Below are 24653 nucleotides of genomic sequence, written 5' to 3' on the forward strand. Positions count from 1 at the left end.
CCCGTTCAATAAACATCTCGCACGTAACGCTTTTCCTTGATCATGCGGCTCACGTAGTCTTGCGCCTTGTCGTCGCTCAGGGCGCCGTGCTGGCTCACCACGGATCGCAAGGTTGCATCCACGTCCTTCGCCATCCGGCTCGCATCGCCGCAAACGTAGAAATGCGCTCCTTCTTCAAGCCACTTCCACAACTCCGCGCCCTGTTCTTGCATCCGGTCCTGCACGTAGATCTTGTCGGCCTGATCGCGCGAAAATGCCAGGTCGAGACGACTTAGCAATCCCTTGCGACGCATTTCATCGAGTTCATCGCCGTAGTAATAATCGGTCGCCGAATGCTGCTCGCCAAAGAACAACCAGTTGCGGCCGCTATCGCCGCGCGCCGCACGTTCATGCAGGAAACCTCGGAACGGCGCCACGCCCGTGCCGGGACCGACCATGATCATGGGTGCATCGCTATTGCGTGGAAGGCGAAAGTGCGCCGACTTTTGCACGAACACGGGAACGTTGATATCGCCTGCGCGATCGGCGAGAAAGGTCGACGACACACCCTTCCGATGACGCCGCCCATTGTTATAACGGACCGCCGAAACCGTGAGATGAACCTCGCCCGCATGCGCCTTCGGACTCGACGCAATGGAATACAAACGCGGCTGCATGCGCTTCAACATTCCGGTCAATTCGTTCGCGGAAAGCTTCACCGGAAACTCGTGCAAGACATCGGCCAATTGCTGACCCCAAAGCCACTTCTTGAGATCGGCCTTGCGATCGTCTCCGAGCATGTCCTTCAAGGCGCCGTTCTCCGTACGCGCCGCGATGAACGCCAACGCATCGGCGCTCGGCCGCGCAATCTCGTAATGCTTGCCGAGCGCATCGGCCAGACGCATTTCGCCCGCGCCCGCCACCGTCACCGGCGCGTCCGCTGAAAGACGACTCAAGCTGATGAGTTCATCGACGAGTTCAGGACAGTTGCTCGGCCACACGCCCAATGCGTCGCCAGCTTCGTATTCAAGACCCGCATCCTTCGATGCAAACGAGAAATAACGCGTGTCCTTCGTTGCGCCCTGCTTGTTCAGCCGCAAGTTTGCAACGAGCCGCGAAGCAGCCGGATGCGACTTCGAAGCAACCGTTCCGGGCAGGACGGCGGGAATCATTCCATCGGCGGCGACGGCGTGCAGCGCTTCATCTTCCGCCTTGATACGGGCGACGATCCGTTCGAGCCACGCATCGGCATCGCGTTGATATTCGACGTCGCAATCCGCGCGTTCCGCCAGACGTTTCGCGCCCCGTTCCAGCAAACGCGCATCGAGCTTGCGGCCGTGTCCGCAGAACGCATCGTAGTTTCGATCGCCAAAAGCGAGCACTGCGTAATGCACATTGTCGAGGCGCGGGGCGTTCGCGGCTTGCAGATCGGTCCAGAAAGCCTGGCCGTTGTCGGGTGCGTCGCCATCGCCGAACGTGCTGGTCATCAGCAACACGTATTGCGCTTTCTCCAGACCCGATACCGCAAAATCATCCATGCACGACGTGCGGATCTCGAAGCCCGACTCCATCAGTTGAGTTGCATATTGCTCCGTCAATGATTCGATGTTTCCCGTTTGCGATGCCCACAGCAACGTCACTTTCGGCCGCGCTCTCACGATGCGTACCGCTGATTCGTGTATCGGTTGCACAGCAGAAACAGGAGCGCCGATCTCCGTGCGGCTGAACATGCCGGCAAGCAAGCCATCGAACCATAGACGGGTCTGCGGAGCACAAGGCGCACCGACAGGCAGCACGGGAACACCCGGAGCCGACCGGCCACCATCAGAACGCAAACCCTTCATGAATCCGGCGATGTACAAACGTTCCGCGTCGCTGAGTTGCGGCGCCGGCGTTTCCCGAATGCCGAGCAACGCGGACAGATTATCTAGACGGGACATGTCCGGTTCCTGAATGGTGCTGGCATGATCGACGGTTCGAGCATCGGTGGATTCATCGTGCGTATCGGGCAAGACGTCGCTGGTTTCCGGCGCCACACGGCTCAGGGCAACGGGGCAGAACTTGAATTCGGGTTGCTGCGATATGGGATCGATTGCATCGTTGGTCACGGCATTGATGCACAGCTCGTCGCCGTAGGCATCGTTCCAGTGCATTGGCGCAAAACAATTTCCCGCGCGAACACGGTCGGTCACGACGGCGGGCAGGACGGCACGACCGCGAAGGGATTTGATCTCGACGGAATCGTTCGTTTCTATCCCCAAAGCCGCCGCGTCTTCCCGATGAATCTCCACGAATGGTTTCGGATTGAGCTTGTTGAGCATTGCAACCTTGCCGGTCTTCGTCATGGTGTGCCACTGGTGCTGCAAACGTCCCGTGTTCAACACGATCGGCCTCTCCACATCCGGCATCTCGGCGGGCGGCACATGCGGCCGCGCGAAGAACACGGCCTTGCCGCTGGCGGTCGGAAACACGAGTTGCGGGCGAGTGCCATCGGCCAGAACCTTCAGCGTTTGATGCACACCATTGTTGATGTAACGAACAGGATTGCGATCAGATAAAGCAGCTTGTTCGACGGGCCATTGCAACGGCGATTCGCGAAGCCGTTCATGGCTCGCGCCGCGAAGATCGTAACCGGTCTTCACGTTCGAGGTCCGCACGATCTCCGCAAAAACCTCTTCAGCCGATGCATAGCTGAACGCATCGGCGAAACCCATCTCGCATGCCACTCGCGCCACGATCTGCCAGTCTGGCATGGCCGTTCCGGGCGGTTCGATTGCCTTTTGCGTGAGCGTCATATTGCGCTCGGAGTTGATCATCACGCCTTCGGCTTCGGCCCATAAAGCGCCAGGCAGAAGGACGTCCGCGTATCGATTGGTCTCGGTATCGAGGAAAGCATCCTGCGTGATAACGAGTTCAGCCGCCTGCAATCCCGCTATCACGGTCTGGCGATTTGCCACGCTCGCCACCGGATTCGTGCAGATGATCCAGCACGCCTTGATGCTGCCGGCGGCCATGCGCGAGAACATATCGACGGTGCCGTTCCCCAACGATGTCTTGAGCGTACCTTCCGGAATTTTCCACAGGCCCTCGATGAACTTTCGGTCTTCGTCTACAAGTACCGAGCGCTGCCCGGGCAAACCCGGACCCATATATCCCATCTCGCGGCCGCCCATGGCGTTGGGCTGGCCGGTGAGTGAAAACGGGCCACTTCCGGCGCGGCAGATTCTGCCCGTGGCAAGATGCAGATTGCAGATGGCGTTCGTGTTCCACGTGCCGTGTGTGCTCTGATTAAGCCCCATCGTCCAGCAGCTCATCCACTCAGGCGCTTCACCGATCCATTGCGCGGCACGCCGGATATCGGCTTCGGCAATGCCGGTGATCGCGGCTACTTTTCCGGGCGTATAGTCCGCGAGGAAGGCGGGCATGGCGTCCCAGCCTTCAGTCGCTTCATGTATGAAAAGCGCATCCGTATGACCGTTTTCGTGCAGCAGATGCAGAAGCCCGTTGAGCAGCGCGAGGTCCGTGCCGGGCTTGATCTGCATGAAGAGATCGGCTTTATCGGCGGTGGCGTTGCGGCGCGGATCGACCACGATCAGCTTCGCGCCCGCTTTCACACGATCCATCATGCGCAAAAAAAGGATCGGATGGCAGTCGGCCATGTTCGCGCCGATCACGAAAAAGAGATTGGCTTTATCGATGTCCTGATACGAACCCGGCGGTCCGTCCGCGCCCAGCGAAAGCTTGTAGCCGCTGCCCGCGCTCGCCATGCAAAGCCGCGAGTTCGACTCAATGTTGTTCGTGCCCACGAACCCCTTCGCGAGCTTGTTGACGAGATACTGCGCTTCTATCGACATCTGCCCGGACACGTAGAACGAAAGTGCGTCGGGGCCGTGTTGATCGAGTATGGCGCGCAGGCGGCGAGCGGTATCGGACAGCGCCTGGTCCATTGGAAGTGGCACCGGGTCCTGGCCGCGCGCATGACGAATGAATGCGCTTTCCAGGCGGCCCGACTTGCGCAACGCGACATGCGCGGATTGCCCTTTCGTGCACAGACGCCCGAAGTTGGCGGGATGTTCCTTGTCGCCCGATATCTTGACGACTTGCCCGTCCTCGACGTGCAGGACCATTCCGCAGCCGACGCCGCAATAGGGGCAAACAGACTTGACGCTGCCAGCATTCATATCAGCCTAGACCGCAACCCATACGTGTCCATCTTCAACACGCGTGGCGAAAGCATTGACCGAGTTTGCGGGAATTTCGAGGCACTCGCCGGTGCGCAAATCGAAGTGATGTTTGTAGATCGGCGATGCAACCACGATGCGATCACCCAGGTTGCCGATCAGTCCGCGCGAAAGCACGGATGCCTGCGAGCCCGGATCGAAGTTGTCGATGGCGAACACGCCGCCGTCGCCATCGGCGAGATGGAACACGGCCACTTGTGCACCGTTGATCAGCGCGCATACGCCGGTGTTCGGCAAGATATCGCTAAGCGCGCAAACGGGCGCCCACACTGGCGGAATTCGGTCGATGTTCATCAGGCTCTCCATCAAACAGTTTCGACGACAACGGGTATGCCGATCAACTTGCGCTCGGCTGGCGTGGCAGGACGGATCTGTCCGCGCTCCTCGACAAAACTCACGTTGTTGTCGGACGCGTCGCTATTCACGAAGTGGCGGAAGCGTTTGCGCGTGTCCGGATCGGTGACGGCTTTTTTCCACTCGCATTCGTAGGTATCGGCAACGTGCTGCATCTCCGCTTCGAGTTCGGCGGCAAGGCCGAGCTTGTCGTGCACGACGACATCGACCAGATAATCGAGACCGCCTTCCAGGTTGTCGCGCCATACGCTCGTGCGCTGAAGTCGATCAGCTGTGCGCACATAGAACATCAGGAAGCGGTCGATATACTTCACGAGCGTCACTGCATCCAGATCCGACGCGAGCAACTCGGCGTGGCGCGGTTTCATGCCGCCGTTGCCGCACACATAAAGATTCCAGCCCTTCTCGGTCGCGATGATGCCCACGTCCTTGCCTTGCGCTTCCGCGCATTCCCGCGTACATCCGGAGACGCCGAACTTGATCTTGTGCGGCGCGCGCAGGCCCTTGTAGCGGTTCTCGATATCGATAGCCAGGCCAACCGAATCGCCCACGCCGAACCGGCACCATGTCGATCCCACGCATGACTTCACGGTACGCACCGACTTGCCGTACGCGTGACCCGATTCGAATCCCGCTGCAATCAACTCTTCCCAGATGAAAGGCAATTGCTCGACTCGCGCGCCGAACAGATCGACGCGCGCGCCGCCCGTCACCTTGGTGTAAAGCCCATACTTTTTCGCGACCTGTCCAACGGCGATCAGACCATCGGGCGTCACTTCGCCGCCTGCCATGCGCGGCACGACGGAATACGTTCCGTCGCGCTGAATGTTCGCGAGGTAGTAGTCGTTCGAATCCTGCAGGCTCGCGTGTTCTTTCTTCAACACGAACTCGTTCCAGCACGATGCAAGGATGCTGCTGACCGTCGGCTTGCAGATATCGCAACCGAGTCCATGTCCATGTTTGGCGAGCAATTCACCGAAGGTCTTGATACGCTCCACGCGCACCATGTGGTAAAGCTCCTGCCGCGAAAACGCGAAGTGCTCGCACAAATGATTGTTGACCGCGAGCCCTTGCTTTTTCATCTCGGCCTTCATCACTTGCGTGACGAGCGGCACGCACCCGCCGCACGAACTGCCCGCCTTGGTCGCAGATTTCAATGCGCCGATACTCATCGCGCCCGCACAAACGGCCTCGCAAATCTTTCCCTTCGATACATCGTTGCACGAGCAGATTTGCGCCGATGCCGGCAGCGCGTCGACGCCAAGGCCGGGCTTCTGCTGGCCATCGGAGGAAGGGAGAATCAGGAACTCCGGCGACTCCGGCAACTCGATGCGATTCAGCATCATTTGCAGCAACGTGCCGTATTCGTTCGCGTCGCCAACCATCACGCCGCCGAGCAGAAACTTGCCGCAATCGGACACCACGATCTTCTTGTAGACCTGCTTGCGTTCGTCGCTGAACTGGTACGCGCGGCTGCCCGGCGTCTTGCCATGTGCGTCGCCAATGCTCGCAACGTCCACGCCCATGAGCTTGAGTTTCGTGCTCATGTCCGCGCCCGCGAACGCATGCGCTTCGCCGAGCAATTGCTTCGCGACCACGCGCGCCATGTCGTAGCCCGGCGCAACGAGGCCGAACACCTGTCCTTGCCACAGCGCGCATTCGCCGATGGCGTAGATGTTTTCGTCGCTCGTCACGCAGTTGTCGTCGATCACGATACCCCCGCGCGCGCCCACTTCGAGGCCGCTGATACGGGCAATTTCATCGCGCGGACGAATGCCGGCCGAGAACACGATCATGTCGGTATCGAGATGCGTGTCGTCGGAAAACTGCATGCGATGCGTGGCCGCTTCGCCGTCGACAATTGCCACCGTGTTCTTCTGCGTGTGAACGGTCACGCCAAGCTCTTCAATCTTGCTGCGCAGCACGCGCGCGCCGCTGTCATCCACTTGCACGGCCATCAGGCGCGGCGCAAATTCGACCACATGCGTCTGAAGCCCGAGATCGCGCAGCGCCTTCGCGCATTCGAGTCCCAGCAAACCGCCGCCCACGACCGTGCCAATCTTCGATCGCGCGCCGCATTCCTTCATGGCTTCGAGGTCTTCAATCGTTCGATACACAAAGCAGTCGCCCCGGTCGTTGCCCGCAACCGGCGGCACGAACGGATAGGATCCCGTAGCAAGCACGAGCTTGTCGTAGCCGAGAACCTCGCCGCTCGATACGGTCACCGTTCTCGCCGTACGATCAATCGATACCGCTTTCGCATTGAGTTCGATTCGCACATTCTCGCGCTCGAAGAATCCTGCCTCGACCAGCGACAGATCCTGCGCGGTCTTGCCGGAGAAAAATTCCGAGAGATGCACGCGGTCGTAGGCCGGCCGCGGTTCTTCGCAAAGCACGGTGATATCGAGTTCATGCCCGGCTTTCTCAGCGATGCATTCCAGAAGCTTATGCCCCACCATTCCATGCCCGATGACGACGATTTTCATGATGTTGAACGCTCTCAGTTTGCAATGCTGTTGTTGATGCCCAATGCATCCGCGCGCAATTCGGCTTCGCGTGCCTTGTGCTCGGTGCTGAAGCGCACGGCCAGCGCGCACAACGCGGAGATCGAGACGAGCACGCCGAGCATTGCCAGCGTTTGCTGAACGTTGCCAAGGCCTTTCATCAGGAATCCTGCGGCAACCGCGCCCACGTTTCCGCCCGCGCCGATGATCCCGGCCACGCCGCCAAGCGCCTTCCGGTCGATGAACGGCACTAGCGCATACGTCGCGCCGCAAGCCATGTGCGTGAACAGGCCGAAGCAGAGCATCGCGACGATAGCCAGTCCTACGCTGGTTTCATGCGAGAACCAGAACAAGCCGAGACCTTCGCCTGCGATCAACACGAACAGCAAGGTCGAGCGCACATCGAGTCCGCGGCGCGCTGCGAACTTGTCCGAGAGCCAGCCGCCCAATGCGCGCGCGAAGAGCGCCAGCAAGCCGAAGCTACCCGCTGCAAGTCCCGCCGTTTTCAGCGAGAGATGGAAATGATTGACGTAATAGATCGCAGCGATGTTATGGATGAACACCTCGACGCCAAAACACGCGGCGTAGGTCACGAACAGCATCCATACGCGGTAGTTGGCACACGCCGCGCGAAAGCTCGCCCAGCCGCCTTTCTTGCCGCCATCGATGGTTATTCCCTGCGCGCGCAATTCATCGAAATTACCTTGCGGGCAATCTTGCGTGAGACGCCAATAGAACACTGCCATGAGCGGCATTGCGAGGGCCGGGACCACGAGCGCGTAGCGCCAGGCGGATGCATCGCTTGCACCGAAGGCCAGCATTGCCGCTAGCAACAATGGCACCAGCGCTTGCGCGGCGCCCGCGCCGGCGTTGCCCCATCCGGCGCTCGTCGCGTTGGCGGTGCCGACCACGTTCGGCGCAAACATCACCGACGTGTGGTACTGCGTAATGACGAAGCTCGCGCCTACTGCACCAATTCCGAGGCGCGCAAGCAGGAAGCTCGTATAACCGCCGGAGAGCGCGGCCGCGAGCACGGGAAATGCACCTAATACAAGCAGCGCTGTATAGACCTTGCGCGGGCCGTATCGATCACACATCGGGCCGATGATCAGGCGTACCAGGATCGTCGCCGCGACCGCTGCAATGTTGATGTTCGCGACCTGATCGATCGACAAACCGAACTCGCGCTGGATTAACGGCATTAGCGGCGCGCATGCGAACCACGCGAAGAAGCACACGAAGAACGCCATCCACGTGAGGTGGAACGCGCGCATCGGCGCCGTGCGAAAACTGAAGAGGTCGATCCGTGTTGCTTTATCTGACATGGCCGTTCCACAAAAACAAAAAGGCGTCCCGTGAGTCCAGCCAGTTGACTGAAATCAGGGGACGCCGTTGTCCAGGAAGCCCGTTAGGGCCGCTGCAATAAGGTGATATTCGAAACAAAGAGACGGGATCGTCGTTGATCCGTTGCCGACATTAAATGCAAGGCGTATGCCATGCGAGCTTCTGCAAGGTGCGGCGTGGCTTTGCGCGATTTCGTGTCATTTCCAGCGACCAGGCGCCGACGCTTTTTGATGCAGCGAAGCACAGGCACGGTGCGCCGCAGCACTGCGCACGTGCGAGCCGAAGATCAATCAACGACTGGTGCATGAGCCCGTATTGCGCCACATGTCATGGCCTGGATATTGCATTTGCATAAGAGCGCCTGGCAACGATGTCGAGCGCTGACCCTCTTTCGGCGATCCAGGACAACGGCGTCCCTTCGTGCACGAGCACGAGCGGATGCCGTTTTGTTTTGGAACCGCCAAAGGACATCAACATGACTACCGGCAAAGTGACTCTGCTCAGCGCAGGCCCGGGCGACCTCGATCTGCTCACCATCAAAGCCGCGAAAGCGCTGGCACTTGCCGATATCGTCCTGCTCGACGATCTCGCGAATCCCGAGATCGCTTCTCTTGCGCCGAACGCGCGCGTGATTCGCGTGGGCAAGCGCGGCGGATGCAAGTCGACGCCGCAGGCTTTCATCGAAAGGCTGATGCAGCGATACGCGTTGAAAGGCTTGCATGTGGTGCGCGTGAAAGGTGGCGACGCGCTGTTGTTCGGCCGCGCTGGCGAAGAGCTCGCTGCGTTGCGACGCGCGCACATTCCGGTCGATATCGTCAACGGGATCTCGTCGGGCTTCGCGGCGGCGGCGAGTCTGGGTGTATCGCTGACGCATCGCGAGCATTGCCAGGGCGTGACCTTCGTCACCGCACACAAGCAGGACCACGGCGAACCGGACTGGGCCGCGTTGGCGGCGACCGGTACGACGCTCGCCATCTATATGGGCATGACGCGCATCGAAAGCCTTTGCGTTTCGCTCATGAGCGCGCTGCCCGCATCCACGCCCGCGGCGGTCGTCCAGTGGGCAGGAACGCCCGATGAACGCCGTTGGCTCGGAACGCTGGACAGGCTGGCAGTCGATGCGGTTGACGCCGGCTTGAGCAGCCCCGCGGTGATCCTCGTTGGCAACGCAATTGGCGAAGCGGCGCAGTGGATCGAGCAACCGGCGCGCGATGTCCAGCGTGCCGCTTGATCGGAGTCGAAGGGATTTGCCGTTGAAGTGCCTCCGTTGTTCCTGAATAAATAATCCGGCACTTGTGAACCGACCCCATGCTTCGCGTGCTTCTCGTCACCGACACCGACAAACCCATCGGCGATTTGCGCCAGGCGCTTGCACGCCTCGGCTACGACATGCTCGCCGAAGTCGCGACGCCCGCCGCGTTGCCGAGGGTCGTGGAAGAGCAGCGGCCGGACGTGGTGATCATCGATACGGAATCGCCTTCGCGCGACACGCTCGAACACCTGGCCGTCATGAACGAGACCGCGCCGCGCCCTGTCCTCATGTTCAGCAACGACGCCGACCAGCAGCTGATCCGCGATGCCGTCGGCGCCGGCGTCAGTGCGTATCTCGTCGAAGGGCTCGAAGCGGAAAGGCTCGCACCGATTCTCGAAGTGGCGCTCGCGCGTTTCGCACGCGAAGTGCAATTGCTCAAGCGCCTCGCCGACGCCGAGACGGAACTCGCGGACAGGAAGCTCATCGACCGGGCCAAGCGCCTCCTGATGGATCGGCGCAAGATGTCCGAGCAGGACGCGTATGCCATGCTCCGCAAACGCGCAATGGACCAGGGGATGAAGCTTGCTGAAGTCGCCCGGCAGTTGGTATCGATGGCCGATCTATTAGGGTAGCCCGCACGACATGAACACTCCCTCGCCCTCTTCTTTCGCCGGCAAGCCCGAAAAAACGCATATCCGTCTCGGCTTCGTGGCATTGAGCGACGCCGCGCCGCTCGTCGTCGCGAAAGTGCTCGAGTTCGGTCATCGTCATGGGTTGACGCTCGAACTGTGCAGGCAGCCGTCGTGGGCCGCGGTGCGCGACAAGCTGCTGTCGGGCGAGATCGATGCGGCTCATGCGCTTTACGGGCTCGTATGCGGCGTGCAGACGGGCATTGGCGGGCCTCAGGGCGACATGGCTGTGCTCATGGTGTTGAACCGTAACGGGCAGGCGATCACGTTATCGAACCGATTGACGCACGCGCTGGAACAGCACGGCAATCTGCAAGGCGCGCTTGCCACGCTCGGCCGGCGTCCGGTGTTCGCGCAGACTTTCCCGACCGGCACGCACGCCATGTGGTTGTACTACTGGCTCGCGTCGCAAGGCGTGCATCCGTTGCGCGATATCCGCAGCGTCGTGATCCCGCCGCCGCAAATGGTCGATGCATTGATCGACGGCGAACTCGACGGCCTGTGTGTCGGCGAACCGTGGAACGCGGTGGCCGAAGCGCGCGGTGCCGGCAAGACGGTCGCGGTGACCAGTCAGATCTGGCCGGAGCATCCGGAGAAAGTGCTCGCGAGCCGGCGTGATTTCGTTGAGCACTATCCGCGGACATCGTGTGCGTTGATCCAGACCATGCTGGAAGCTTGCCGATGGCTCGACAACCCGCAACATCGGACGGATATTTCTGCCTGGCTCGCCGCACCCGATGTGGTCGGCGCGCCGCAAGAGCTGATCGCGCAGCGGCTGCTCGGCCAATACGACGCGGCGCGATTCCCGATTCAGCCGCCAGGCGTCAACTTTTTCAGCGAAGGCGCCGTGAATTATCCGCGCGCGTCCGATGCGCTGTGGTTCCTCACCCAATTTCGCCGATGGGGAATGCTTCAGGGCGATCACGACGATGCGGCCAGCGCCGCCGCGCTCTGCCAGACGGCGTTGTACCGAGAAGCGGCGGCGCTGATGAATGTGCATGTGCCAGAAGGAAAGCGCGCTGATGTTTTTATCGATGGCCGTGTGTGGGACGGGCAGAATCCGGCTGCTTATCTCGATGGGTTCACGCTGCGATATTTACCTTCTGCCAAATAATCTCCGCCACGCGTTGCTTCGCTGATAATTACCGCTAATCATCTAATTAATACAAAAACGCGGTAGTGAGCGGCTAAAGTATCGCGGGCGCGTCCGCAACGACCTCCAGCTCTTCTCGGCAACCGGTGGAACGCAACGTGCTCCAAGGCATTACAAACCGTCAGATCTGACTATCAAACGAATTTGGGGCTGTCATGAGCACGATGTCGACCGAGAAACTCCAGGCTGTGGTCAAGAAGGACGCGTCCTGGGTCATGGGCGCTCTCAAGAAATTCGGCGAGGACCGGTGCGCGGCAATGGCAGCGAGCATCGCGTTCTACTCCGCGTTTTCGCTCGCGCCGACGCTTGTCATGGTGATCGCAGTCGCCGGCTGGGTGTTCGGCGCGGAAGCGGCGCGCGGACAGCTATTCCATCAAGTCAACGGCATGCTCGGCGACCAAGCGGCCGCAAGCGTGCAAAGCATTGTTGAAAATGCCCATCGCAGCGGAGGGACGGGCATCGCGGCTGTCATCTCGTTTGTATTGCTGGCGGTGGGTGCATCGGCGACGTTTTCATCGCTGAATACCGCGCTGAACCTCGTCTGGCCGCTCTCCGGCGAGCCGAAGTCGAGCGTATTCGCCATGGTGCGCGTCCGGCTGATTTCGTTCGGCCTCGTGCTGGGCGTGGCTTTCCTGCTGATCGTCTCGCTCGTCCTCGATACCGCCATCCAGGCTGTCGGCAAATGGCTGTGGGGCGATTCGTCTTTCGTGATCATTGGCGACGTGGTTCAACTTGCGGTCGGCCTCGTCATTTTGTCTCTGGCGTTCGGCGCCTTGCTGAAATTCCTGCCCGATGCCCGCGTGCAGTGGCGCGACGCGTTGGTAGGCGGTCTGGTCGCGGCCATCCTGTTTTCCGTCGGCAAGAAACTCTTTGCTTTCTACCTGACGCATGCGGGAACGGCCAATTCCTTCGGTGCGGCCGGCTCTCTCGCGGTGTTGCTGATGTGGCTGTACTTCTCGGCGGCGGTCCTGCTGCTCGGCGCGGAGTTCTCAGCCGCACGCGCTCGCCTGCACGATCCACGCGGCGCGTGGGGTCAGCAAAGCGGCCGCGTGCCGCCGGGCAGCCGCGCCAAGATTGGATCGATGCTGGCTGGATCGACAATCAGCGGACGTCCGGACGACGGCATTGCAGCCACGCTGGAAACATCCGCAGTCGTACCCGGACCATCCCGTACATCGATAGAACAACGCGCCGGGCGCTCGCAAAAACTCACGCAACAAGCACGGAAGAAGGTTTCCGCTCTGAGCACGGCGCTCACGCTCAGCCGGAAACTGGCTCAAGCCGAAACGACAGCCACGAAGGCAACGGCTCAGGCCATGCTCGGCTGCGGTAGAAAGGCCGTGCAAGCAAACGACCTGGTGCGGCGTCATCCATGGCGCGCCGTGTTGCTCGCGGGCGGTGCCGGCATCGCGCTCGCACTCCTCTCCGGGCGCGACCAGCCGCCGCGCATTGATTAAAGACAGCGCAGCCCGCCCGGGCTGCTCTTTCGCCGGCACTCAAAAAGCCCGCATCTGGTAATAGCTCATAACGTATTGCTATATCGCCGAATTAGTAAAAATCTAATAAAGATTCGAGCGAAATCCCGTTGACTATTCATTAACGGGAACTTTGTCCAGAAGAGTATGTCGCTCTCCTTTCAATAGATGAATCCCGCGCTAAACCCTTGACAGGCTTGACCGCAACGCCATTTCGAGATGACGTGCAAAAGTGTCTGATTTTTGAGACAGGTTTTATTTTCTGGTTCTTCCCTTTTGTAACGCTGCGTTATTCTCTGCGCCGGCAACAACGAATTTAAATCTTCGCGTGGAGAACTCGATGAAACGTTTCGCACTGACTTCCCTTTCGCTGGCACTGCTCGGCACAGCTGGCGCAGCCCAAGCGCAAAATAGCGTGACGCTGTACGGCGTGATCGATTCGGGCATCGGCTACGTGCACAACGCACAAGGCAATCAGAAGCTGGTCGGCATGATCAACGGCAACCTGTCGGGCGATCGTTGGGGCTTGAAGGGTCAGGAAGACCTGGGTGGCGGTCTTAAGGCGATTTTCCAGTTGGAAAGCGGTTTTGACATCGGTACGGGCCGTCTGGGCCAAGGCGGCCGCGAATTCGGTCGTCAAGCGTTCGTTGGTTTGACCGCTGACCAGTACGGTACGGTCACCATCGGTCGTCAATACGACCCGCTGGTCGACATGGTGCAAGGCATCACGGCTGACAACTATTTCGGTTCGGCCTTCGCAACCCCGGGCGACGTAGACAACTACGACAACAGCTTGCGTACGTCGAACGCTGTCAAGTACGTGTCGCCGAACTGGGCAGGCCTGCAAGTCGAAGGTTTGTACGGCTTCAGCAACCTGGCTGGCACGACGGGCCAAGGCCAGACGTGGTCGGGCGCCGTTGCGTATAACAACGGCCCGTTGGGATTGGCTGCTGGTTACTTCTACTCGAGCAACCCGAGCGCTGGCCGCGGACCGGCATGGAACAGCCCGTCGTCGGATTCGCTGTTCGACGGCCCGATCAACAACGGCTACACGACCGCTCACTCGATCGGTATCGCTCGCGCTGCTGCTCAATACGCAATCGGCCCGGTAACGGTCGGCGCGTCGTACAGCAATGCGCAGTACGCACCGGACGGCAATTCGGCCTACACGTCGACGCAGAAGTACAACATCGGCAACGCGTTCGTGAACTTCCAGGCTACGCCGGCTCTCTTGTTGGGCGCAGGCTACACGTACGAGAAGGCAAGCGGCGATACGTCGGCCAAGTACCATCAGGCTTCGCTCGGCGCGGACTACTCGGTGTCGAAGCGTACGGACTTCTACGCTGTAGCGGCTTATCAGCACGCAAGCGGCACGCAAGCTACGTACACCACGAACGCTGCAGGCCAGACGGTTCGTGTCGATCAGGCTGCGCAAGCTTCGATCGGTTCGTACGGCTACGCTGGTACGAGCAACCAGGAACTCGTGATCGTCGGTATCCGTCACAAGTTCTAAAGCTGGATCTGAAGCCGGTTACGGCTTCGATTCAAAAACAGCCATCGGCTTCACGCGATGGCTGTTTTTTTATGCGCGATGACCTCAGCACGAAGAAAAGCCCGCTGTCTTTCGACAGCGGGCTTTTTCATTTCGGCTTGGTTCGCGAAAAACCGTGCAGAGGAAAACCTACTGTTGCGATCGCCCGGTATCCGGCTGCATGAGCGTTTGAAACGGCGGCACCGATGTATCCGGCTGCGTCAGCGCGTCGCCGTGCACCACCCGCGGCACGCTCGATACCGTTTCGCGCGCCCGCAGCGGAACGTTCGCCGGATCGGCCCAAGTCGGATTTGGAATCTCGCCGAAAATCTGCCGCAGCCGCTCGCCCCACGTGCGATGAATCATCTGGAAATACTGGTTGTCGTGATCTAGCGTGGAAAAGCGCGTGACCCGCAGCGAGTCTTTCTCGTAGACCAGCAGATCGAGCGGCAATCCAACGGACAGATTGGAACGCAGCGTGGAATCCATGGATACCAGCGCGCACTTTGCAACTTCATCGAGCGGCGTGGCAGGCGTAATCACCCGATCGATAATCGGCTTCCCGTACTTCGATTCACCAATCTGGAAATACGGACTCACCTGCGACGCTTCGACAAAATTCCCCGCCGAATAGATCATGAACAACCGCGTGTTCGCGCCGCGAATCTGTCCGCCGAGAATGAAACTGCAGTTGAAGTCGACGCTGAATTCCGCAAGCGTCGCCGCGTCCCGCCGATGAACCTCGCGCACGGCATCGCCGACCAGCCGCGCTGCATCTGCCATGGAAGGCGCGTTGTAGAGCGTGAGTTTGTCTTCGGGAGCCGGTTCCGATAACAACTGCATGACGGCCTGCGTCAGCGCCAGATTGCCCGCGACGAGCAACACGAGAACCCGTTCGCCCGGTTGTTCGAAAACCGCCATCTTGCGGGCCGCACTGACGTGGTCGACCCCGGCGTTCGTGCGTGTATCGGACAGGAAAACCAGCCCTTCGTCAACGCGCATTGCCACGCAATAAGTCATCCGTGAATCCCTGAAAGAAGCAAAGCAGTATTGTAAGCGCGCTCTCGCCGGACCGGCCAGAAAGGTGCTGAGAAAACGTGTGCTCGAACTCACCGTTCGTCTACTTCCGACATAACGGCAAATCCGCGCTGCGCTTGAACAAAACCGTCGCGTTACTGATCGGCCATTGCCTGCACCGATACATCCACGCTCATTCGCTCCTCTTTCCCGCCCACGCGCGAGCCGCGTACCGGCGCTGCTGCTTCGTAGTCGCGCGCGACGGCCAGGCGACAGTATCGGCCGCTGGCGAACGCAGCGTGCGTCACGTCCACGGATACCCAGCCATCGTCGATCCACACATCCACCCACGCGTGGCTCGCGGCATGCGGGACATCGCCCGGATCGATGTAACCGCTCACATAACGCGCCGGCACGCCGCGCGACCGGCAGCAGGCGAGCATCAAATGTGCGTGATCCTGGCAAACGCCATTGCCGAGTCTCAGCGCTTCGGCCGCGGTGCTCGTAACGGCTGTCACGCCCGTCTTGAAATGCACTTTCCCTTCTATATTCTCAGCCAGCGCAATCAAGGCCGCCGGCGAGTCGATCTTCGATACCGAATGCGCAAGCTCGCGGATCGATGCATCGGCTTCGGTCAGCGCCGTGTGACACGTGTAGTGCTGCAGCGGGATCCGGCCGGGACCGTCGTTGAGGCGGCCGCCATCGAGCAAGGTGGTCTCGACCTGCCCCGTCACCGACAAACTGATCTCCGTGTGCGGTTTGGTCAGCACGAGCGTATGCAGGGTGTTGGAATAAGCGTCGCGCGTGACGTCGAGCTTGCCGATGGTATCGATATGCCAGCGCCGCACCATCTGCGCCGAGCCGTTCGCCGGCGTCATGCGCAGTTGCTGGATGGAATACTGCACGGGCACGGCGTAGCGGTAGCGCGTGTGATGCCGAATGGTCAGAAGCATGATTTTTCCCAGTACGGATGCGTTCAGGCGAGAGGCAACATGAGGAATGTGCGCATGACACGCACGCCCAGCTCATCGACCCGTTTCAGGAATTGCGTCAGATAAGCGTGCACACCCGTTTCGAGAATCTGGCGGATATCCGTGTACAACACGTCCGCGCGCAACTTGCCGGCGAAGCGTTCGCAATCGTTCGAACCGTCCGTGCGGAGTTTGTCGAGCGTTTCGCAAACGCCATCGAGCGACGCCAGCAGCGAACGCGGCATCTGCGCGTTGAGGATCAGCAACTCCACCACGCGCGAAGGCGTCACAACGTCCCGATACACCTTCCGGTAGATTTCCAGCGCGGACACCGAACTCAATATCGATGTCCAGTAATAGAAGTCTTCCAGTTGACGCGCGGCTTCGCGGGAATTCGGTTCGGCATCGGCGAATCGCACGTCCAGAATGCGCGCCGTGTTGTCCGCGCGCTCCAGGTACATGCCGAGCTGGATGAACCAGAAGGCGTCGTCGTGAAGCGCGGTGCCGACCATAACGCCACGGCACAGATTCGAGCGGTATTTGACCCATTCGAACAGCGTATCCGGACTGTTTTCGAGTTCTCCGGCCGCGAGCTTTTCGCCGAATTCGAGCCACGTGAAGTTGATGGTTTCCCACGCTTCGGTGGTCAGCGTGCCGCGCACCGCGCGGGCATTTTCACGCGTTGCATGCAAGCACGAAATGATGCTCGACGGATTGCCCGAATCGGCAACCATGAAGTGCAGCATGTCTTCGAGCGAATCAGAGCCCGGGAAACGCTGCTCGAAAAATGATTCGAGTTCCGAAATACGCAGCACGGAACGTTGCGAGCGCGCGATCTGCTCCGGCGTCTGCGGCAGCAGCATGCCCTTCAGGTTGATGTCGAGCATGCGCGCGGTGTTCTCTGCCCGCTCCATGTATCGGGCCATCCAAAACAGGTGATCGGCAGTACGGCTTAGCATCATGATGGCGTTCCGTTGTTATGCGGCGCTTTTGAACCAGCGCCGCGCTCGAGGCCTTGGCCTTCCGAGTGATTAATCCACCATCCAGGTATCTTTCGTGCCGCCGCCCTGCGACGAATTCACGACGAGAGAACCCTCCTTCAATGCCACGCGCGTGAGGCCGCCGGCGGCCATCGTCACTTCCTTGCCGGACAGCACGAATGGACGCAGATCGATATGGCGCGGCGCAATCCCCGATTCCACGAAGGTCGGGCACGCGGACAGCGCGAGCGTCGGCTGCGCGATATACCCATCGGGCCGCGCGATCAGCCGCTCGCGGAACGCTTCGATCTCGGCCTTGGTCGACGCCGGACCGACCAGCATGCCGTAACCGCCCGCGCCGTGAACCTCTTTCACCACGAGTTCCGGCAAATGCGCGAGCGTGTACGCGAGGTCGTCGGGCTTGCGGCACTGGAACGTCGGCACGTTGTTCAGGATCGGCGTCTCGCCAAGATAGAACTCGATCATGTCCGGCACGAACGGATAGATGGATTTATCGTCGGCAATGCCCGTGCCCATGGCGTTCGCCAGCGCAACCCGTCCCGCGCGATACGACGTCAGCAAGCCTGGTACGCCCAGCGCCGAATCTGTACGGAACGCAAGCGGGTCCATGAAGTCGTCGTCGAGCCGCCGATAAATCACGTCAACGCGCTTCGGCCCTTGTGTCGTGCGCATGAAGACGTAGTTTTCATCGACGAAAAGATCCTTGCCCTCGACCAGTTCCACGCCCATTTGCTGCGCCAGGAACGAATGCTCGAAGTACGCCGAGTTGTACATGCCGGGCGTCAGCACGACCACGTTGGGATCGTCCACACCCGCCGGCGCGATGGAGCGCAGCGTCTCCAGCAGCAGATCCGGATAGTGCGCCACTGGCGCAATGCGGTTCTGCACGAAGAGTTCGGGGAAAAGCCGCATCATCATCTTGCGGTTCTCGAGCATGTACGACACGCCCGACGGCACGCGCAGATTGTCTTCCAGCACATAGAACTCGCCGGCGTCACCGGCGCGGACCACATCGACGCCGGCCACGTGAGCGTAGACATCCAGCGGCACATCCACGCCCTGCATTTCCGGCCGATATTGCGCGTTGGTATAGACCTGTTCGGCCGGAATTTTCCCCGCCCGGACAATGTCGTGATCGTGATAGATATCGCGGATAAACATGTTCAGCGCGCGCACGCGCTGCCTGAGACCCGCTTCGAGCTTGCGCCATTCGTCGCCGGGAATGATGCGCGGAATCATGTCGAAGGGAATCAGGCGCTCGGTGCCGGACAAGTCGCCATTCACGGCGAACGTGATCCCAACGCGCCGGAACAATAGATCCGCTTCGGCGCGTTTGCGCGTGATGGTTTCGGGGCTTTGCGTTGAAAGCCACCGTGAGAATCGTGCGTAGTGCGCCCGCACGGTTTCTTCGTGACGCATTTCGTCGTAGATCTGCATCTGTGCGTCCTTTTTTGATCGCGGCGCGAATGCCGCTCGTGGGTGATTTGACGACACCGCTGCTCGTCGCCCTGCCACGCCTTTTGTCCGACGCTCTCGTAGTTTCAGTATCCTCAATAAAGCAACAGCCGTGCCATTTTTTTAATACTTGTTTTTACTCATTGTTTTGGCGGGGTATGCAAGGTGGCTGCTTCAAATGGGTGCGGCAGATTTTCGCTAATGCCAAGCGCGATCCGCACGATGCCCCCATGTGGTGCACGGTAGGTTATATCGCGGGTTGGATCAATGGGGTATTTGAGATGCAATGCGACGCGCGGCGCGGCTGTAAAGCGCGCCGCCTGCGGTTCGATGCAAAATCGCGTTTGGTCGCGGGGCTAGTTACGTGCCGCAAGACCTTCGAGCAAAGCTTTGTGGAAAGCCTTCGGATCCTGCATCTGCGGCGCATGTCCGAAATCCGGAAACTCGACCAATGTGGCGCCGGGAATTGCCGCTGCGGCCTGCTTTGCAAGTTCGGGATATCGCCCGAGCGTCGGCCGGATATCCGGTGGCGCGAGATCCTTGCCAATGGCGGTCGTATCTTTATCGCCGATAAGCAACAGCGTCGGCGTCCGGATCTGCCCGAATTCATAAACCACCGGCTGCGTGTAGATCATGTCGTAGAGCAGCGCCGAATTCCAGGCCACAATATCTTTCCCGGGCCCGCGATACATCCCCGCCAGCATCTGCACCCACGGTTCATAACGCGTGTCCCAATGACCCGCGTAGTACGTGGACTGCTCGTACTTGCGAATACCGTCGGCGGTCGTCTTCAACTCGCGCGTGTACCAGTCGTCGATGGAAATCGACGGCACGCCCTTCGCCTTCCAGTCCTCGAGGCCAATCGGGTTCACCAGCACGAGCTGCTCGGTGTCTTGCGGGTACATGAGCGCGTAACGCACGGCAATCATTCCGCCCGTGGAATGCGCAACGAGGGTCGCCTTCTTGACGCCGAGCGCTTCGAGCAGCGCGTGCGTGTTGCGGGCAAGTTGCTGGAATGTGTATTGATATCGCGTGGGTTTGGTCGATTTGCAGAAGCCGATCTGATCCGGCGCGATCACACGATAACCCGCGTTCGTCAGCACATCGATGCTCTCCTTCCACGTCGCCGCGCAGAAATTCTTGCCGTGGAGCAGGACCACCGTCCGGCCGTTCGGGTTCTTCGACGCTACATCCATGTAAGCCATGCGCACGATCTGCCGCTGCGATGAAATCGCAAAGCGGCCGACGGGATACGGATAGTCGAAGCCCTGCAACTCGGGACCGTAGACGGGGCCGTCGTTGTCGTTATCGGCGGCGGCGGGTGTTGCAGATGTCGCCGATGTCGCGGGTGATGAAGCGGTTTCATCCGCGAACACGGGCGATGCAAGCAGTGAAACCGAAGCCAAAACAGCGCAAAACAGGCGGCTGAACAAAGTCATGGGCGCATAAACTCGCGGATAAAAACAGGAAGGACCGGCACTCACGGCGCTTGAGCAGGAATACCGCGGCGAGGGAATTTTATCGTGTGCGGGCGTTGATCGTTGAGCGCTCGTTCGCGTGCCGTGCGCTTATACTGCCGCCTCGAACAAATGACGCCTCGCTTTCCGCATGCAAATCCGCATTTCGCAGTTCAAGACCCGCTTTACGCTTTTCCTGGCCGCTCTCGGCTGTACGCTGTCGCTGAACGTCCTTGCCGCCGATTGCCCGCAGTTCAGTCCCGATGGCCGCGCGCCCGTCGTCGTGAATGCGAAGATGCGCGCATCGACGCAACAGCTTTGCTATTCCGATTTCTCGGTTCTCCACTCCGGCATCACGCACGGGCCTTTATGGTCGGCGGAACATCTGACGCCACAACATATTGACGATGCCCGCGACAACGCGCGCACGAACCGCTTTTTCGTCGATAAAAAACTGCCGCCCGGCGACAGCGCCACGCTCTCGGACTACAAACGCAGCGGCTACGATCGCGGCCACATGAGTCCCGCCGGCGATCGATGGAACAAGAAGGGCATGGCCGAGTCGTTTTCGCTTGCGAACGTCGTGCCGCAAAATCCGTCGAACAACCGGCGCATCTGGGCGCGTATCGAGCAAGCCGTGCGGCGGCTGGTGGAAGAATCCGGCGATGCCTACGTCGTGACCGGACCGATCTTTTCAGGACGGCAATTGCAGACTATCGGCGAGTCGCGCGTGCTGGTTCCCACCCAGTTATATAAGGTGGTGTATATGCCGCAACGCAAGCTCGCGTTTGCGGTTGTCGTCGACAACACGCCGACGAACGAATACACGGTCAAGACGGTCAACGAACTGGAAGCCATGAGCGGCCTGCAATTCCCGGGCATTCCCGGCTCGCTGAAAGATCAACGCATTGGAGGACTGAAAGGTGTTTAAGCCATTTTCAAACGATACCGACACGCTCAACATCAACGGCGACGCCCTGGTTATTGCCAATGATCCCGCACGCCTGTCGGTTTCCGGCGACTTGACGATCACCCGCGACAAAGCCGGCCTGACAACCGCGCTCGCCTTGCAAAAAGCAGTGAACGCGATCGTCGATGTATTGCAAGGCGATCCTGCGCTGCCCGTCAAGCTCGCCGCCGAACCGGTGAAACCGGCCGGCAAGACGGATAATCCGTTCATCTAGGCAGCACGCACGTTGCATTTAAAGTAGGGAGACGCTGTTGATTGAATGTCACATTGCACCGAGTCCGCTGGGTCATCTTGCGTATCGCGCTGAAGACGAACACCTCACGGGGCTTTATTTCGTCGGGCAGAAGCACTTCCCAAAAGGTCTCATCGATACCGGCGCGCCGCAGTCCCGAGTCATTGCTGAAGCAATGGAACAGATCGCCGACTATTTCGCCGGCCAGCGCACCGTGTTTTCGGTGAAGTTGCGTTTGAACGGAACCGAATTTCAGCAAAAGGTCTGGGCTGGGTTGCAGGAAATTCCGTTCGGGAATTCGTGGACTTACGGCGATCTCGCGCGCCGCATGGGCCATGCGCCGGGGGCATCGCGCGCGGTGGGCGCGGCGAACGGGCGCAATCCGGTGTGCATTATCGTGCCGTGTCATCGTGTGATTGGCGCCGATGGCGAGTTGACGGGATACGCCGGAGGCATGGAGCGCAAACAACATTTGCTCACGCTTGAAGGCGGTCCCGGACGCGCGCAACTCACGTTGTTCTAACCGATCAAAGTTTCACCAGTTCCGAAAGCACAAAAACCCCGCAAGCGCTGCGCGCTTGCGGGGTTTTTTACACGGGGCGTTAAATGAAACGCCCGACGCGATTACTGCGTGCTGACGCGAATTTCAACGCGACGGTTCTTTGCGCGGCCCGCTGCTGTCGAGTTCGGAGCAACCGGGTTAGCTGCGCCGAAACCTTGCGCCGCGAAGTTTTGCGAGCGCAAACCGTTGCTCTTCAGGTACTGAAGAACCGATTCCGCACGACGCTGCGACAAACGCAAGTTATGCGATGCCGAACCCGTGGAGTCGGTGTAACCCGCTACTTCGACCTGACGCAATTGCACGTTCTGACCGGCAGCCACGAACTCGTCGAGCGTGCTCTTTGCATGCGGCGTCAACGTGGCGCTGTCGGTTGCGAAGTTCGCGTCGCCGCTCAGGTCGATCTGACGTGGCATTTCCGGCGCGGCTTGCGGCACGGGTGCCGGAGCCGGTGCAGGCGCTGCTTCCGGCTGAGCCGGCGCGCCGCACTGGAATGTCAGGACGCGCGGATCCTGAGCGTCGTCAGACGGTGAACGCAGGCGTTCCATGGTTTCGAGCTTGTATGCAGGCTTGTCGCCGCAAATCTTTTGCGCCTGCTTCACGCATGCCGCGACGCCTTCAAACAAACCATGGCATTCCACGCGATAAACCTGCGCGCCATTGGCGGTTTGAATCTGGTTCGCGTTGAACAAGGGACCCGACGCGCTGGAGCAGCCCGCGAGGGCGCCAATCGACAACAAGCATGCAGCGATTAATTTATTAGACATCCTGTTTACCATTTCGAAATTACGTGTGACTGAGATATCGAGACAAATGCGTACTGGTCGGGCCATCAGACACTTACCCGATTTCCACAGCCACCTTATTCGCCTCAAGCCTTCGATTCGGATAATCAAAAATCAATCTGGAATCCGAAATCGCGCGGAATGTTAGCATGCGAAATCAAGCATTCCTTACTGGATAATTCCTAATTAATGAAACAGCTTTGGACGATTCTGGAAATAACCGCCAAACGTAAATAATCAGAAAAGCTTTGGCCACTTATAAACACAGAAGGCAATAAAAAACGGCTGCAAATGCAGCCGTTTTTGCAAAGCTCGAAACGCTGCGCGATCTTCGCAGCGGCTGCTGCATCTGCAGCGGTCGACCCTTCAAACGCGGATCATTTTGGAAATGGCAGCGGCATGAGGTCGGTATCGGACTGGCGTTGCAAGTCCTGCACCTTGGTTTGCAAAGCGCGCAATTGCGCTTGCGCCGCATCCTGCTCCGCACGCAGCGAGCGAATCGCTTCCTGTTGCTCGGCCTGACGATCGACCACCTGGCTTTGCTGAGCGCGCGCCACTTCCAGGTCTGCCTGCAAGCGGCTCGCGCGCGATTGCTGAACCGCGATCAACCGGTCGGCAAAGTTCTTCTCGGCTTCGAGCTTCGTGCGGCGAATCTCTGTATCGGCAAGCGCAGCGCTGTTCTTGGCGAAGTCTGCATAAACTGTTTCCGCGCGGGCGTCGGCTTGAGTCTTGATTACCCGCCAGAATTTCTTTTGCTGGAACAAAGCAATATAGAAAGTCATTTCGTCCGGGTAAAACAACATGCTCGCGCCATAACTGCCGTTATACGTGGTGCGCAATTCCTTTACCTTTCCGTCGCGAATCATTTGCTGCAATTCCGCGATGTTGCCATTCGCCGTGGCCTGAGGTTCGTCGGCCGCGCCGTTGGTCAGAAGGCTGCGCCGTGTTCCCGAGCCACCCAGGGGATCGCCTGTTGTTGCGCTGCCTTGTGCGTTCGCCGCAGGGCCCGCCGCGTACGTTGCGCCGCACAGAATGAACCATGCCAAGACCAGCGCCCCGCCTCTCGTTGTTTTGTTGGAGTTCATGGAATTTCCGGGTTGAACGCATTAAGAATGCGAAAGCACCGGAATTATGGCAGATAGAAAAGGCAAAGCGGAAAATGCGTGAGGCTGCTTATTGCATCTACTTCATTGCCCGAAACATTGCTTGCTTTACAACGATTCCTGGAGCAATTCTTTAACGCTTCTATGCGCATTTTCTAAAGCGTTTCGAGCCGCGCTTCATAAGTCGTGGCGCAAACGGGGCCGATCCGGATTAGGGCGGCGCGGGTTCAGATCGCCCATGTCGCTGACAGGCAAGAGAATGCGATTATCGACGGTCTGGTCGGGCACCGCCGACATGATCCCGCGATCGGCCTGATACGCGAAAGGCGCACCCGAATAGATGTGTGGATCGATGGATGTTGCCGCCATGCCGGACTCGGCGTGCGCCAGACTGCTGAGCGCGAGCAGGCTCGCGGCTATCAAAACGAAACGGGAAGAAAAACCAGGGAACATGAACGATCTCGCAGCCGGATGCCTGCGCGAACGGCCAGATAATTGCGGACTCGAACAGGCGTGAAAGGTGAAAAGAACGCGTGTGCCTGAAGTGATGCAACACGCGTATGGCAAACCAAGATGAGACC

General features: G+C 59.7%; 20 protein-coding genes. 8 read left to right on the forward strand and 12 right to left on the reverse strand.

From position 1 onward, the window contains the following. Positions 1–5 precede the first annotated feature (5 nt). The 4 genes from ASG35_RS21770 to ASG35_RS21785 are packed head-to-tail and all read right to left on the reverse strand — an operon-like array spanning position 6 to position 8403. Entirely contained in the window at positions 6–4160 is a 4155-nt protein-coding gene (locus ASG35_RS21770; protein WP_056362553.1) for a sulfite reductase subunit alpha, read from the reverse strand. Positions 4161–4166: 6 nt separating this feature from the next. Then, positions 4167–4514, reverse strand: a complete 348-nt coding sequence (gene nirD, locus ASG35_RS21775; protein WP_056363730.1) for a nitrite reductase small subunit NirD — start codon at positions 4512–4514, stop codon at positions 4167–4169. Positions 4515–4525: 11 nt separating this feature from the next. After that, positions 4526–7060, reverse strand: a complete 2535-nt coding sequence (gene nirB, locus ASG35_RS21780; protein ID WP_056362557.1) for a nitrite reductase large subunit NirB — start codon at positions 7058–7060, stop codon at positions 4526–4528. 14 nt (positions 7061–7074) lie between these two features. Beyond that, on the reverse strand, positions 7075–8403 hold the full coding sequence (locus tag ASG35_RS21785) for an MFS transporter (protein WP_056362560.1): 1329 nt from the start codon (positions 8401–8403) through the stop codon (positions 7075–7077). A 488-nt stretch (positions 8404–8891) separates the two neighbouring features. On the opposite strand from ASG35_RS21785, the gene cobA reads away from it, so the two are divergent. The 5 genes from cobA (at position 8892) to ASG35_RS21810 (ending at position 14504) form a co-directional block, all read left to right on the forward strand. Beyond that, the gene (cobA, locus tag ASG35_RS21790) at positions 8892–9653 is read left to right on the forward strand and encodes a uroporphyrinogen-III C-methyltransferase (protein WP_056363731.1); all 762 of its coding nucleotides are present in this window, start codon (positions 8892–8894) and stop codon (positions 9651–9653) included. A gap of 77 nt (positions 9654–9730) precedes the next feature. Next, positions 9731–10306: an ANTAR domain-containing response regulator gene (locus tag ASG35_RS21795; RefSeq protein WP_056362563.1), complete on the forward strand. Its 576-nt coding sequence runs from the start codon at positions 9731–9733 to the stop codon at positions 10304–10306. 10 nt (positions 10307–10316) lie between these two features. Further along, a complete protein-coding gene (locus tag ASG35_RS21800; RefSeq protein WP_056362566.1) occupies positions 10317–11477 on the forward strand; it encodes a CmpA/NrtA family ABC transporter substrate-binding protein in 1161 nt (386 codons plus the stop codon). A 194-nt stretch (positions 11478–11671) separates the two neighbouring features. Then, entirely contained in the window at positions 11672–12973 is a 1302-nt protein-coding gene (locus ASG35_RS21805) for a YihY/virulence factor BrkB family protein (protein WP_056362569.1), read from the forward strand. Between the two features lie 358 nt (positions 12974–13331). Further along, positions 13332–14504 (forward strand): porin, encoded by a 1173-nt coding sequence (locus ASG35_RS21810; RefSeq protein WP_056362570.1) that lies wholly within the window; start codon positions 13332–13334, stop codon positions 14502–14504. Between the two features lie 168 nt (positions 14505–14672). Here the strand turns inward: ASG35_RS21810 and ASG35_RS21815 are convergent, their stop codons facing one another. The 5 genes from ASG35_RS21815 to ASG35_RS21835 all read right to left on the reverse strand — a co-directional run bounded on the left by ASG35_RS21815 (position 14673) and on the right by ASG35_RS21835 (position 20405). Further along, positions 14673–15542: a proteasome-type protease gene (locus ASG35_RS21815; protein ID WP_082508544.1), complete on the reverse strand. Its 870-nt coding sequence runs from the start codon at positions 15540–15542 to the stop codon at positions 14673–14675. 152 nt (positions 15543–15694) lie between these two features. Further along, positions 15695–16492, reverse strand: a complete 798-nt coding sequence (locus ASG35_RS21820; RefSeq protein ID WP_056362574.1) for a transglutaminase family protein — start codon at positions 16490–16492, stop codon at positions 15695–15697. 23 nt (positions 16493–16515) lie between these two features. After that, positions 16516–17469 carry an alpha-E domain-containing protein gene (locus tag ASG35_RS21825; protein ID WP_056363733.1) on the reverse strand — a complete coding sequence of 318 codons (954 nt, stop codon included), beginning with the start codon at positions 17467–17469 and terminating at the stop codon, positions 16516–16518. Between the two features lie 72 nt (positions 17470–17541). After that, positions 17542–18948 carry a circularly permuted type 2 ATP-grasp protein gene (locus ASG35_RS21830; RefSeq protein ID WP_056362577.1) on the reverse strand — a complete coding sequence of 469 codons (1407 nt, stop codon included), beginning with the start codon at positions 18946–18948 and terminating at the stop codon, positions 17542–17544. Between the two features lie 374 nt (positions 18949–19322). Beyond that, positions 19323–20405 (reverse strand): alpha/beta fold hydrolase, encoded by a 1083-nt coding sequence (locus ASG35_RS21835; RefSeq protein WP_082508545.1) that lies wholly within the window; start codon positions 20403–20405, stop codon positions 19323–19325. 169 nt (positions 20406–20574) lie between these two features. Between ASG35_RS21835 and ASG35_RS21840 the strand changes: the two genes are divergently transcribed. From ASG35_RS21840 to ASG35_RS21850, 3 genes are read left to right on the forward strand one after another with little or no spacing between them, the layout of a single operon-like run. Beyond that, positions 20575–21354, forward strand: coding sequence for a DNA/RNA non-specific endonuclease (locus ASG35_RS21840; RefSeq protein ID WP_056362579.1), 780 nt, complete (start codon positions 20575–20577; stop codon positions 21352–21354). Continuing rightward, positions 21347–21607, forward strand: a complete 261-nt coding sequence (locus ASG35_RS21845) for a hypothetical protein (RefSeq protein ID WP_056362582.1) — start codon at positions 21347–21349, stop codon at positions 21605–21607. The genes ASG35_RS21840 and ASG35_RS21845 overlap by 8 nt, the downstream gene beginning before the upstream one ends. Before the next feature lie 37 nt (positions 21608–21644). Next, positions 21645–22148: a methylated-DNA--[protein]-cysteine S-methyltransferase gene (locus ASG35_RS21850; RefSeq protein ID WP_056362585.1), complete on the forward strand. Its 504-nt coding sequence runs from the start codon at positions 21645–21647 to the stop codon at positions 22146–22148. A gap of 101 nt (positions 22149–22249) precedes the next feature. Here ASG35_RS21850 and ASG35_RS21855 read toward each other — a convergent pair whose 3' ends face one another. The 3 genes from ASG35_RS21855 to ASG35_RS21865 all read right to left on the reverse strand — a co-directional run bounded on the left by ASG35_RS21855 (position 22250) and on the right by ASG35_RS21865 (position 24525). Then, complete coding sequence (locus ASG35_RS21855) at positions 22250–22951, reverse strand: OmpA family protein (RefSeq protein ID WP_056362588.1); 702 nt, start codon at positions 22949–22951, stop codon at positions 22250–22252. Positions 22952–23346: 395 nt separating this feature from the next. Further along, entirely contained in the window at positions 23347–24054 is a 708-nt protein-coding gene (locus ASG35_RS21860) for a DUF2968 domain-containing protein (RefSeq protein ID WP_056362591.1), read from the reverse strand. Between the two features lie 195 nt (positions 24055–24249). Beyond that, positions 24250–24525: a hypothetical protein gene (locus tag ASG35_RS21865; protein WP_056362594.1), complete on the reverse strand. Its 276-nt coding sequence runs from the start codon at positions 24523–24525 to the stop codon at positions 24250–24252. Between the last annotated feature and the right edge of the window lie 128 nt (positions 24526–24653).

The organism is Burkholderia sp. Leaf177 (assembly GCF_001424345.1).
Classification (GTDB): domain Bacteria; phylum Pseudomonadota; class Gammaproteobacteria; order Burkholderiales; family Burkholderiaceae; genus Caballeronia.